General features: G+C 74.2%; 11 protein-coding genes. 5 read left to right on the top strand and 6 right to left on the bottom strand.

What is annotated here, in order from left to right; genetic code table 11:
• Nucleotides 1-183: 183 nt before the first annotated feature.
• From ACYVID_RS12660 to ACYVID_RS12645, 4 genes are all read right to left on the bottom strand, one after another.
• The gene (locus tag ACYVID_RS12660) at nucleotides 184-1,110 is read right to left on the bottom strand and encodes a hypothetical protein (protein WP_460737541.1); all 927 of its coding nucleotides are present in this window, start codon (nucleotides 1,108-1,110) and stop codon (nucleotides 184-186) included.
• A 7-nt stretch (nucleotides 1,111-1,117) separates the two neighbouring features.
• Nucleotides 1,118-2,203, bottom strand: coding sequence for a sulfotransferase family protein (locus tag ACYVID_RS12655; protein WP_460737539.1), 1,086 nt, complete (start codon nucleotides 2,201-2,203; stop codon nucleotides 1,118-1,120).
• Nucleotides 2,204-2,298: 95 nt separating this feature from the next.
• Nucleotides 2,299-3,648, bottom strand: coding sequence for a GH1 family beta-glucosidase (locus ACYVID_RS12650; protein WP_460737537.1), 1,350 nt, complete (start codon nucleotides 3,646-3,648; stop codon nucleotides 2,299-2,301).
• Between the two features lie 82 nt (nucleotides 3,649-3,730).
• Entirely contained in the window at nucleotides 3,731-4,852 is a 1,122-nt protein-coding gene (locus ACYVID_RS12645; protein WP_460737535.1) for a PKD domain-containing protein, read from the bottom strand.
• Nucleotides 4,853-5,037: 185 nt separating this feature from the next.
• Here ACYVID_RS12645 and ACYVID_RS12640 point away from each other — a divergent pair, with 185 nt between their 5' ends.
• Nucleotides 5,038-5,715, top strand: a complete 678-nt coding sequence (locus ACYVID_RS12640) for a pirin family protein (RefSeq protein ID WP_460737533.1) — start codon at nucleotides 5,038-5,040, stop codon at nucleotides 5,713-5,715.
• Between the two features lie 125 nt (nucleotides 5,716-5,840).
• Here ACYVID_RS12640 and ACYVID_RS12635 read toward each other — a convergent pair whose 3' ends face one another.
• Nucleotides 5,841-6,746 (bottom strand): diacylglycerol/lipid kinase family protein, encoded by a 906-nt coding sequence (locus ACYVID_RS12635; RefSeq protein ID WP_460737531.1) that lies wholly within the window; start codon nucleotides 6,744-6,746, stop codon nucleotides 5,841-5,843.
• Nucleotides 6,743-8,347 carry an FAD-binding oxidoreductase gene (locus ACYVID_RS12630; protein WP_460737529.1) on the bottom strand — a complete coding sequence of 535 codons (1,605 nt, stop codon included), beginning with the start codon at nucleotides 8,345-8,347 and terminating at the stop codon, nucleotides 6,743-6,745. The genes ACYVID_RS12635 and ACYVID_RS12630 overlap by 4 nt, the downstream gene beginning before the upstream one ends.
• Nucleotides 8,348-8,364: 17 nt before the next feature.
• Here ACYVID_RS12630 and ACYVID_RS12625 point away from each other — a divergent pair, with 17 nt between their 5' ends.
• The 4 genes from ACYVID_RS12625 to ACYVID_RS12610 all read left to right on the top strand — a co-directional run bounded on the left by ACYVID_RS12625 (nucleotide 8,365) and on the right by ACYVID_RS12610 (nucleotide 12,406).
• Entirely contained in the window at nucleotides 8,365-8,958 is a 594-nt protein-coding gene (locus tag ACYVID_RS12625) for a TetR/AcrR family transcriptional regulator (protein ID WP_460737527.1), read from the top strand.
• Nucleotides 8,955-10,493, top strand: coding sequence for a glycerol-3-phosphate dehydrogenase/oxidase (locus ACYVID_RS12620; protein ID WP_460737525.1), 1,539 nt, complete (start codon nucleotides 8,955-8,957; stop codon nucleotides 10,491-10,493). The genes ACYVID_RS12625 and ACYVID_RS12620 overlap by 4 nt, the downstream gene beginning before the upstream one ends.
• Before the next feature lie 354 nt (nucleotides 10,494-10,847).
• A complete protein-coding gene (locus tag ACYVID_RS12615; protein ID WP_460737523.1) occupies nucleotides 10,848-11,846 on the top strand; it encodes a sigma-70 family RNA polymerase sigma factor in 999 nt (332 codons plus the stop codon).
• Complete coding sequence (locus ACYVID_RS12610; protein ID WP_460737522.1) at nucleotides 11,843-12,406, top strand: TIGR03086 family metal-binding protein; 564 nt, start codon at nucleotides 11,843-11,845, stop codon at nucleotides 12,404-12,406. The genes ACYVID_RS12615 and ACYVID_RS12610 overlap by 4 nt, the downstream gene beginning before the upstream one ends.
• Nucleotides 12,407-12,451: the final 45 nt, after the last annotated feature.

Raw genomic sequence — 12,451 nt, 5'->3', positions numbered from 1 at the left:
TCGCCAAGCAACTCAACGACCGCCCCCGCAAACGACTCGGCTTCTACACCCCCGCCGAGGTCTTCGCTAAGTTGCTCGCCGACAACCAGACAGCCGGTGTTGCGACCGCCCCCTGAATCCGCCGTCAGCGTCGAACTGGCGACGGGTCACCGTTGAACCAGCGCCGAGCCAGCGGCCCCGGGGTCAGACGTCCTCGGTCTTGATCCTGCGCACGAGGGGCCGCTCGGCCCGGGGCAGCCAGGTGCGGGTGACGTGGTCGATGACGTGCACCCCCGGGGGCGCCTCGATCCGGTGCAGGCCGGGGACCTCGTCGCCGCGGCCCTCCTTCAGCGCGGAGTAGACCTGCCACTCGCGGCGCTTGCGGGGGGCACGGGAGGCGTCGAAGTCCATGTGCGACCAGTGGGAGAACTCGTCCTGGTCGAGCCACTTCAGCTCCACGCAGAGACCCTCGGTGGCGATGATCCGCTGGGAGGTCTCGGGGAACTCCCGCACCTCCCACTCGAAGGCCTTCACGAACGTGAACTCCGGGCCCATGGGGTAGACCCACGGCTCGAGGAACTTCATCCCGAGGTCGATCCACGCGACCGACTCGCTCTCGATCGACAGCGGGTGGCGCGGGATAGAGACGACCGCGCCGGAGTCCTGCAGCTGCCAGGCGAGGTCGCGCAGGACCGCGATGCCCTCCTGGGTCAGCACCATGTCGCCGTCCCACTTCATCGAGTAGGCGGTGCGCACGTGGGAGAAGGACCAGTTGTAGAAGTGCGTCAGCGAGTGCACCGAGTCGTGCCGGGTCGCGAGGTGCTCGGTGCCGGCGCGCGAGACCCGGTGGGGGTAGGAGTGCACCTCGAGCCGGTCGGACGCGCCGATCGAGGCCGCGGCCTCACGGGCGACGTCGGGGGTGCCGTCGTCGGAGAGGTTGTCGACCAGCACGACGTGCTGCACGGCCTCGAGCATCGGCGGCAGGACCCACGGCAGGTTGCGGGCCTCGTTCTTCACGCGGAACACGCACGTCAGGCCGGGCGGCAGCGGCCCGTCGCGCCACGGCCAGCGGACGTCGTACGCCGGGTCGCCCTCGAGACAGGGGATGTCGGCGCCCCGCACCGGGCTCATCGGCCGCTCACCGGGCGCGGCCCAGGGCCTTGCGGGCACCCCGACGCAGGAACCCGGGCACCAGCGCGCGGACCCAGTGCGGGATCCGCTCGGCCCCGCGCTTCTGGGTGGAGCGCACACCTTCGCCGAAGCCCTCGCGGCGTGCGGCCATCGCGGTCGACTGGCTGAGGGCAGCGGCCTCCTCGTAGAGCTCGGAGTACGCCGCGCGCAGCTGGTCGAGGGTCTCGCGCACCTGCGGGGTGTCGCCGCCCTCGTCGGGCAGCCGGTCCAGGGCCTCCCAGGTCTCCTGGGCGATCTCGCGCAGCCGCTTGGGCACCTCGAGCTCGTCCCAGGTGATCCGGACCCGCCGCAGCGAGGGGTCGACGAACTGGTGGACGCGGCGGATGTCGTTGGCCACGGCGGACTTCACGGCGTCCAGGTCGAACTGCTGGCCCAGGCCGAAGACCGGGACGGTCCAGTCGTCGAGGAGGTCGTGGTAGCGGACGAAGGCGCGTGCGGACTCACGGGTCGAGCGCTCGCAGTGCAGCATCATGTTGACCCAGGCGGCGGTGCGGTTGACCTCGCCGGCCTTCGCGTCGTAGTAGCGCTGCTTGGAGCCCACGACCTCGGTGACCGGGCGCAGCATGGTGACGTAGCCGGCCTGCGCGTCGCAGCGCATCGCGGCCCCGCGCCACAGGCCGAGGAACCAGGCCAGCCGCGGGTCCTTGACGACCAGCTCGGGCCCGCCCTCGACGAACTGCTGCTCCAGCCACTCGTGCATCCGGCGGCGCAGCGGGTCGACGTGGGTGAGCTTGCCGGTCTCGAACCAGGCCGAGGGCCGGGCGTCGGAGACCGCGACGTTGGCGCGGCGCAGCAGCTCGTCGTGGAGGTCCACGACCCACTGCGGCTCGCCGAAGCCCTTGGGGTTGGTCTCGTCGGCCACGACCTCCGGCTGCGGGACATGCATCCCGAGCGCCTGGAGCGAGCCGGAGAGGGTGCTGGTGCCGCTGCGACCCGAGCCGACCACGAACACGATCCGCCGCCCCCGGGACGTGTCGAGCAGCTGGGCCGGGTCCGCGTCGAGGCGGGGGGCGTCCAGGGGGGCGTCGACCATGCCGCACAGACTAACGAGGGCGGGGGGCGATGGGTCTCGTGGCTCGACCAGCAGGTGGGGGCGGCGCTCCTCGCACCTCGACCAGCGGGAGGAGATCAGCCCACCGACCGGGTCTGGGCGGCGATCAGCCCGGCGAGCCAGTGGTAGGACGCCTTCGGGGTGCGCTCGAGGGTGTCGGGGTCGACGTGGACCAGGCCGAAGCGCTGGCCGAAGCCCTCGGTCCACTCCAGGGTGTCCAGCAGCGACCAGACGTAGAGCCCGCGGACGTCCACCCCGCGCCGGCACGCGGCCGCCACCGCCTCGAGGTGACCGTGCAGGAAGTCGATCCGGGCCTGGTCGTCGACGACGCCGTGGGCGTCGGGGCCGCCGTCGTACGCCGCCCCGCACTCGGTCACGACGAGCGGCGGCAGCGCGGCGCGGTAGCGGGCGCGGAACGTGATCAGCCACTCCCGCAGCGCGGACGGCACGACCGGCCAGCCGTAGTCGGTCTCGGGGTAGCCGACGAGGTCGTAGAGCCGGAAGAACATCTCCGACTCCTCGGGCGCGGCGCCGACCCGCATCGGCATGAAGTAGTTGACGCCGTAGAAGTCCAGCGGCTGCCGGATCGTGGCCATGTCCCCCGGCTGGACCAGCCCCTCCATGAGCGGCTCGAGGTCCACGGGGTAGCGGCCGAGCAGCATCGGCTCGAGGTAGAGCCCGTTCCACAGCTGGTCGAACAGCTTGGTCGCCCCCACGTCGGCCTCGTCGTCGGACGCCGGCCACATCGGGGCGTGGTGGTTGGCGCAGCCGATGCTGGTCGCCCCGGCGGCCCGCAGGGCCATCGCCGCCCGCCCGTGGCCCAGCAGCAGGTGGTGGGCGGCCGGGGCGGCGTCGAAGAAGAGCCGGCGCCCGGGGGCGTGCAGTCCGTTGCCGTAGCCGAGCATCATCGCGATGTTGGGTTCGTTGACCGGCACCCAGTGGGCCACCCGGTCGGCCAGCCGGTCGGCGACGACCTCGGCGTAGTCGGCGAACGCATCGACCGTCGCACGGTTGAGCCAGCCGCCGTCGTCCTCGAGGGCCTGCGGGAGGTCCCAGTGGTAGAGCGTGGCCATCGGGGCGATCCCCGCGCCGAGCAGCTCGTCGACCAGCCGGTCGTAGAAGTCCAGCCCGGCGCGGTTCGGCAGGCCGCGGCCCTGCGGGACCACCCGCGGCCAGGAGATGGAGAAACGGTAGTCGCGGACGCCGAGCCGGGCCAGCAGACCCACGTCCTCGGCGTACCGCTCGTAGTGGCCACTGGCGCGCGCGCCCGACGACCCGTCGCGCACGGCGCCCTCGCGGGCCAGGAAGGTGTCCCAGATGGACGGCCCGCGGCCGTCGCGGTCAGCGGCGCCCTCGACCTGGTACGCCGACGTGGCCGCCCCGATCCGGAAGCCCGGCGGGAGCGCCGGGGGCGGACGGTCGGTCACCCGCACCATGATGCCGATGCGGCGGCTCCCGCGCAGTCGAACGCGGGAGCCGCCGTGTCAGGAGCGTCGAGCCGGGGTCAGGTCACTTCTTCTCGGGGCCCAGGCGCAGGAACGCCCGCACCCGCAGGACGCCGCCGCGGCCGTCACGGATGACCACGAAGATGCGGTACTGGCCCTCCTCGGCGTAGGTGTGGAAGACCTTGCGACCGCTCTTCTTGGTGCCGTCGCCCAGGTCCCAGCGGTAGCTGAGCTTGTCGCCGTCGGGGTCGTCGGCGATCGCCTTGAACCGGATCGGGGTGCCGGCGCGCGCCTTGCCCTGGCCCTCCAGGGGCTTGGCGGCAAACTTGCGGATCTTCGGCTTCCGGTTGGCCGGCGCGGTCGTCGTCGCCGTCGCGGTGGCGGTTGCCGTGGCGGTGGTGGTCGCCGTGGTCGTCACCGTCGCGGTGGCGGTCGGGCTGGCCGTCACCGTGGTCGTGGCGGTCGGCGTCGCCGTCGGCGGGTTCGGGTCGATCACGTAGGCGCAGGTGCCGCGCGCGTTGTCGGCGTCGGGCGCCAGGACCAGCAGGCCGCGACGGGTCGTGACCCGGACGTCGTCGATGACGTCGCCGACCTCGAAGGCCGGCTGGGCCGGCGAGGACCCGGTGAGGTCGGCCTTGCGCAGGTTGATCTGGATGGTGTCGAAGTCCGGGTCGAAGGCGCCGGTGAGGTCGCCCTTGAGCTCGGTGGCCACGTCGTTGGCGCCGATCTGCCCGAGGCTGAAGGACTCGCTGAACGCGCCGGGCGTCGGCGCGAGCTGGAGCAGCGTGCGGGTGGCCAGCACGTAGTACCGCCTGCCCTCGAGGTCGAAGTCGATCTGCCACTCCTCCGAGGTGCCGCGCACCCCACCGGCGAGGTCGGAGAGGTCGGTGACCTTGAGGTGGAAGGTGACGGTGTCGGCCGCGGCGTTGGTGGAGAAGAACCCCTCACGGACGTCCAGCCCGTCGGGGTCCAGCGCCGGGTCGACCGGGATGCTGAGCGGGAGCGGGTCCAGCGCGATGTCGTTGACGTCGCCCTCGGGGTCGACGTACCGCGCGTCGGGCGCACAGGCCTCGTCCACGGCGTTGGAGGAGCCGGCGGTCACGATGCCGAGGGCGCCGACGCCCAGGGCGCCGGAGGCGAGGACCGCGACGGCGGTCGTGCGGAGCGTGCGAGTGCTGCGAGTCATGGGGATCCCCAGGTGCGGTGGCTGTGGTGTGGCGGGCTTGGTGTGGCACAGGTGCAACGACGCGGTGAGCACGTGGTGACGTCGGCTCACCCGACCGAGTAGATGCCCCGGCAGGTACGCCGGACACGCACGCCACGCAGTGGTCTGGACCAGTGCGGTGGCCGGCGACGGGCGACGATGGGCCCATGAGCGTCGAGATCCTGCGCGGAGCAACCCGCTTCACCTCGAGGGGCGAGGGCCGCCTGACCCGGCACGCCTACTCCTTCGGGGAGCACTACCACCCCGACCGCACCGGCTTCGGGCCCTTGGTCTGCCACGACGACCACGTCCTGCGCGCGGGCACCGGCTTCGACACCCATCGCCACGCCGACCTGGAGATCCTCACCTGGGTCGTGAGCGGGGCCCTGGCCCACCGCGACTCCCTCGGCACCGACACGGTCCTGCACGCCGGCGACTCGGCCCTCCTCTCGGCCGGCTCGGGCGTCGAGCACTCCGAGCACGCCGTCGGCGGCGCCGGGCCGACCCGCTTCGTGCAGGTGTGGCTGCAGCCCGACGAGCCGCAGTCGGCACCGTCGTACGCGCGGGGGGCGGAGGTGCCCGCCGACGCCGACGGCCTCGTCGACACCGGCCTGCGCCCCGCCGTCGCCGGCGCCCGCCTCCTGGTCGCCCGCCCCCGTGCTGGCCAGACCCTCACCCTCCCGGCAGCCCCCCGCCTCCACTGCTTCGTGGCCCGGGGAGCCCTCCTCCGCTCCTCCCTCGCCGAGCCCCTCGAGGCCGGCGACGCCTTCTGCTTCACCGACGAGCCCGACCACGACATCACCGCCGCCGTCGACTCCGAGCTCCTCGTCCAGCTCCTCCCCTGACCGCCACCACCCCGCACGGACCAGACAGGAGGTGGGATGCGCGGCTTCGGGGCCGGCCTGGTCCACCCGCACCGCAAGCCGGGCCGGCCGTGAGGCCGCGCACCCCACCGACCCAGCAGCAGACCTCAGCCCAGGACCCGCAGCACCCCCGGGACGACCTCCACCACGGCCGGCTCCTCACCCAGCCCCGGCAACACCCCGAGCGGCTCACCATCCCCACCCACGGGGAGCGGCCGCGCGCCGTCGGCGGCGATCTCGACCCGGGCGCCGCGCAGGACGTGCACCTCGGGCAGGTCGACGTGCGAGCCGTCGTAGATCTTCGGGAAGCTCCGCACGAGCGCGGTCCGCGAGGCGGCCTCGACGACCACGACGTCGAGCTGCCCGTCCTCGACCGACGCGCCAGGGGCGATCTTCATGCCCTTGCCGTAGTAGGCGGAGTTGGCGATGGCGACGGTGGCGGCGGCGTACTCGGCCACCTCGCCGTCGACGGCGACCCGGAAGCGGCCCGGGGAGTAGGTGAGGATCGCGCGGAGGGCGGCGAGGGGGTACTGCGCCTTGATCGGGGTCCAGCGCATGCCGTCGACGATCTCGGCGGTGCGAGCGTCGATGCCGGAGTAGACCGAGCCGGCGACCAGCCGCGGAGGCTGGCCGGGGAGGGTCCAGCGCAGCAGGTCGACGGGGCGCTCGGGTGCCTCGAGGAGGACCTGCGCGATGGCGGGGGGCTCGCTCGAGAGCCCGAGCATCCGGGCGAAGTCGTTGCCGCGGCCCGCGGGCAGCAGCCCGAGGACCCCGCCGGCCTCGGCGACGGCACCGGCCAGGTGGGAGACCATCCCGTCGCCGCCGACGCAGACCACCACGTCGCCGCGCTCGACGGCCGCGCGGACCAGGTCGTCGGTGGCGCGGGGGCCCGGGGAGTAGGTGACCTCGACGCTCGCGCCGGCCTCGCGCAGCAGGCGGGCGACCGGCACGACCGCACCGGGGGCGGCACCGCCGCCGGAGGCCGGGTTGACCAGGAACGAGAAGGACCTCACGGGACGAGCACCCCCGGATTGAGGACCCCGGTGGGGTCGAGGTCGGCCTTGACCGCCCGGAGCACCGAGACGCCCAGGTCGCCGATCTCCGCGCCGAGCCACGGCTTGTGGTCGGTGCCGACGGCGTGGTGGTGGGTGATCGTGGCGCCGGCCGCGACGATCGCGTCGTTGGCGGCGGCCTTGGCGGCGAGCCACTGCTCGAGCGGCCGCTCGCCCTGGGCGGTCGCGACGGTGAAGTAGAGCGAGCACCCGGTCTCGTAGACGTGGCTGACGTGGCACAGCACCAGCGCCCCGTCGAGGTGGGCCTCCAGGGCGTGCTTGACCCCGGCGTACAACGCCTCGGCGTTGGACCAGAAGGTCGCGGTCTCGAGGGTCTCGACGAGGACGCCGACGTCGAGGAGCGAGTCGCGGAGGTACGGCGCGTCGAACCGCCCGTGCGCCCAGGACTCGCCCGGGCCCTCGCCCTGCGGCCGACCACCCAGGGCGGTGAGCGCCTCGGTGACCGCGGCCCGACGGGCCTCGACCTGGGCGGCGGTGCCCTCGTGGCCGACGATCATGAGGCAGGCGCCCTGCTCGTCCGTCTCGCCACCGATCGCGTCGGGGCGGGCGAGGTTGATCGCGGTCTCGGACTCGTCGGAGAGCCGGAGCACGGTCGGGAGCAGGCCGGACTGCGCGAGGTGGCGCATCGCGTCGCGGCCCTCGGAGAAGGAGCCCCAGCGCCAGCCCTCGTAGACCTTGACCTCGGGCAGGCGCCGCACGCGCACGGTGACGGCGGTGATGACGCCGAAGGCGCCCTCGGAGCCGAGGACCAGCTGGCGCAGGTCGGGGCCCGCGGCGTTGGCCGGCGAGGAGCCGAGCACCCACTCCCCGCGCGGGGTGGCCACGCGCAGACCGACGACCATCGCGTCGAAGCGGCCGTAGCCGGCGCTGGACTGCCCGCTGGAGCGGGTGGCCGCGAAGCCACCGATCGAGGCGAACTGGAAGGACTGCGGGTAGTGGCCGAGCACCAGGCCGCGCTCGGCCAGCAGCGCCTCGGCCTCGGGGCCGCGCAGGCCCGGCTCGAGGGTGGCGGTCATCGACACCTCGTCGACGTCGAGCAGCCGCTTCATCCGGACCAGGTCGAGGGAGACCAGGCCGGCGTACCCCTCGCGCCGCGCGGCGAGCCCGCCGGTCACACAGGTGCCGCCGCCGAAGGGGACGACCGCGAGGTGGTGCTCGACCGCGACGGCCAGTACGGCCGCGACGTCGTCGTGACCGCCGGGGCGGACCACGACGTCCGGGGCGTCGGTGAGGTCACCGGCCCGGGCCCGCAGCAGGTCGGGCGTGGACTTCCCGCGGGTCCGCAGCCGGCGTACGTCGTCGTCGAGCAGCACGTGCTCCGACCCGACGGCCGCGCGCAGCGCCTCGAGCGCTGCGCCACCGATGCCGGGAGCGGGCAGCGGGGCGGCCTCGACCGCGGGCGTCGGCCGCAGCCCGAAGGCCATCTCGACCAGGCCGCGGGCGCTGTCGGGCAGGTCGGTCGCCGCACTGGGGGCGCCCCAGCGCTGGGGGTGCATCTCGCCCAGGCCGCCGGCCGGAGCAGGGGGTGTCTGCGTGCTCATGTGTTACAGTGTGACACATGACGTCACTTCGTCACAACGAGGAATCGAGAGCTCCCTCGGACGCCTACCTCGACGCCGCCCGCGACTGCATCCTCGACGTCGGCTGGCGGCGTACGACGCTGACCGAGGTCGCGCGCCGGGCCGGCGTGTCCCGGATGACGATCTACCGCACCTGGGCCGACATGCCCACGCTGCTCGCCGACCTCATGACGCGCGAGTGGACCGGGCTGGTCGCCGCGACCGTCGGCACCTCGGCCGCGAGCGACCCGCTGGAGCGGCTGGTCGACGACGTCGTCGCCACCGTCGCCGCCCTGCGGGAGAACGAGCTCTTCGTGCGGATCGTGGAGCTCGACCCCGAGCTCGTGCTGCCCTACCTGCTGAGCCGACGCGGCCGCTCGCAGCAGCTGATCATCGACCTGCTCGGGGCCCGCCTGCGGGAGGCCCAGGCCGCCGGCAGCGTGCGTGACGGCGACCCGGTCGCGATGGCTCGCGGCATGGTGCTCGCGGCCCACGGGTTCGTCCTGTCGGCCCACACCATGGTCGACGGCGACGTCTCCGCCGACGCGCTCGACGCCGAGCTGCGGACCCTCCTGACCCGGGGGCTCTCGTGAGGATCACGCCCGGCCTCGCAGGCGTCCGCGGGGACGTCGACGTGCTCGTCGTCGGCCTCGGCGTCACCGGGGCCGGCGTGGCGCTGGACGCCGCCACGCGCGGGCTGTCGGTGCTCGCCGTCGACGCCCACGACCTCGCCTTCGGCACCTCGCGCTGGAGCTCGAAGATGGTCCACGGCGGCCTGCGCTACCTCGCCAAGGGCCAGGTCGGCGTCGCCCACGAGAGCGCGGTCGAGCGCGGCATCCTCATGGAGGTCACCGCGCCGCACCTGACCCGCTCGATGCCGATGCTCATCCCGATCACCTCCTCGATGTCGCGGCTGCAGGGTGGGCTCTCCCGCGCCGGGCTGCGCGCGGGCGACCTGCTGCGCCGCGGTGCCCGCACCGACGCCGAGACCCTCCCCGGGCCGCGCCACCTCTCCGCCACCGAGACCCTGGCGATGGCGCCGTCGCTGCGCGCCGCCGGCCTGCGCGGGGGCCTGCTCGGCTGGGACGGCCAGCTGGAGGACGACGCCCGCCTGGTCATCACCCTCGCCCGCACCGCCGCCGAGCACGGCGCCCAGGTGCGCACCCGTGCCCGGGTCCTGTCCGCGGCGCACGGCGAGGTCCGGCTGCGCGACGAGACCACCGGGTCGGAGGTCGTCGTGCGGGCGCGCGCGATCGTCAACGCCGCCGGCGTCTGGGCCGACCAGGTCCTCGGCGAGGAGGGCAGCCGCACCGACGGCATCCGGCTGCGCCCCAGCCGCGGCACCCACCTGGTGCTGCGCGCGGAGTCGGTGCCCGACCTGCGCGCCAGCGTCTTCGCACCCGTCCCGGGCGAGACCAACCGGTTCGTGATGGTGCTGCCGCAGCCTGACGGCACGGTGTACGTCGGGCTCACCGACGAGCCCGCCCCGGGCCCGGTGCCCGACGTGCCGGAGCCGACCGAGACCGAGATCGGCTTCCTGCTCGACGTCGTCTCCGCCGCCTTCGCACGCCCGCTCCACCGCTCGGACGTGGTCGGTGCCTTCGCCGGGCTGCGTCCGCTGCTCGACGGCGGGGACGGCTCCACCGCCGACCTCTCGCGCAAGCACGCGGTGATCACCGGCCCCTCGGGGGTCACGACCGTCGTGGGCGGCAAGCTGACGACGTACCGGCGCATGGCGCAGGACGCCGTCGACGCGGCCGTCGCCCACCACGGCCTGGCCGCCGGCCCCTGCGTGACCGCCTCGCTGCCGTTGCTCGGCGCCGCGTCCCGCACCGAGCTGGCCGCGCTCGAGGAGCCCGCCCGGCTCGTGCGCCGCTACGGCACCGACGCCGCGCTCGTGCTGTCCTCGGCGCGCGAGGTCACGGGGCTGTCGGACGCCGAGCTCCTCGCGACGGTCTCCGACACCGTCCCGGTCACGCTCGCCGAGCTGGTCTTCGGCATCACCCACGAGGGCGCCCTCGACGTCGACGACCTGCTCGACCGGCGCACCCGGGTCGGCCTGGTCGCCGAGGACCGCGCCGCCGCCGTGCCCCTCGCCGAGCGCGCGCTCGCCCTCACCCGCACCTGATCGGTCGAACGCCGTCGATCGGGCAGGCGAGCGCCAGCGAGCCGTCCCCACCCCGGTGGTCGGGCAGGCGAGCGCCAGCGAGCCGTCCCCACCCCGGTGGTCGAGCAGGCGAGCGCCAGCGAGCCGTCGTCGAGACCGCGTGAGCTGCCTGTGGTCGCCGACCACGGACAGGTGCGGCGGTCTCGACGACGCCCTCGCTGGCGCTCGGGCTGCTCGACCAACAAGTGCCACCGCCCTGCGCCCCACCGATGAGTTCGGTCCCTCTTCCCGGTCGGTCCCCTCGCAGGCTTAGATGAGCGGGAGCCGAAGCGGGGCATGGGCACGGGTGCGGTGGGAACGGCGGAGGGCGTCACGATGACGACGAGCGAGAACGAGCTGGCGGACTTCCCGACCCTCACGGAGCGGTACCAGCGCGAGCTGCTGGCCCACTGCTACCGGATGAGCGGGTCGGTGCACGAGGCCGAGGACCTGGTGCAGGAGACGTTCCTGCGCGCGTGGCGGGCGGCGGCGGACTTCGAGGGCCGCTCCTCGGTGCGGACCTGGCTCTACCGGATCGCCACCAACGTCTGCCTCACCAACCTCGAGGGTCGGCCCCGGCGTCCGCTGCCCGCGGGGCTCGGCACCGCCGACCAGCCGGCGGGCGACGCCCTGGAGCAGGACCACGAGATCACCTGGCTGGAGCCCGTGCCGGACGCGGCGGTGACGGTCGCGGAGCGCGACTCGATCCGGCTGGCCTTCGTCGCGGCGCTCCAGCACCTGCCGGCCCGCCAGCGGGCGGTGCTCATCCTGCGCGACGTGCTGCGCTGGAGCGCCGCCGAGGTCGCGGAGGCGCTGGACACCACGGTCGCGGCGGTCAACTCGGCCCTGCAGCGCGCCCACGCGCAGATGAAGGACCGGGCGCTGACCGAGGACACCGTCGCCGACGAGCTCACCACCGCCCAGCGCCAGCTGCTGGAGCGCTACGTCGAGGCGTTCTGGCGCAAGGACGTCGACACGATCGTCTCGATGCTCACCGCCGAGGCGGTGTGGGAGATGCCGCCGTTCACGAGCTGGTTCAAGGGCCGCGCCAACATCGCGTGGCTGATCGGCAACGAGTGCCCGGGCGGCTCGGAGGACATGCCGATGATCGAGACCCGCGCCAACGGCCAGCCCGCCTTCGGCCTCTACATGCGTACGCCGGAGGGCGGGTTCGTCCCGTTCCAGCTGCAGGTGCTCCAGTGGGACGGCGACCCGGAGTCGCCGGAGGTCTCCCAGGTCGACGCGTTCTTCGACGCCCGGCTGTTCGAGAAGTTCGGGCTGCCGATGTCCCTGCCGGCCGACCACCGTCCCGCCGCCGTCCTGCCGGTCCCGTGACCGCGCTGCTCGACGACGGCGTCGAGCTGCTCGACCGGTCCCTCGCCTACACGCGGGTGGCCCTCGCCGCGGTGCGGCCGACCACGCTGACCCGGCGCACGCCCTGCGCGCGCTGGGACCTCGGCACCCTGCTCGCGCACATGGACGACGCCCTGGACGCCTTCCTCGAGGCCGCGGGCGGCTCCGTCCGCACGCTCACGTCCCCCGGCGAGCCGGGGGTGGGCGCGGTCGACTCCCTGCAGCGCAAGGCGTGCGCGCTCCTCGGCACCTGGTCGGGCGGCCGCTCCCAGCACGAGGCGGTCGTGGTGGGCGGCGCCCCGGTCGCACCCGGCCTGCTCGTGGTCGCCGCGGCCCTGGAGATCACCGTGCACGGCTGGGACGTCGCCACCACGCTCGGGCTCGACCACCCGGTGCCGCCCGCGCTGGCCGCGGCGCTGCTGCCGGTCGCGCGGGCCACGGCCGACGCGCACCACTTCGCGGAGCCGCTGCCCGTCCCGCGGGGCGCGCCCGACGACGTACGGCTGCTGGCGGCGCTGGGCCGCCGGGCCGCGGCGGGCTGATCCGGCCCCGTCCGCTGCACTCCGGCCGAACCGGCGCGTCCTTCC

The organism is Nocardioides ginkgobilobae, assembly GCF_054781275.1.
The sequence above is the reverse complement of the archived record's forward strand: the minus strand, read 5'-3'. Positions and strand labels throughout refer to the sequence as shown.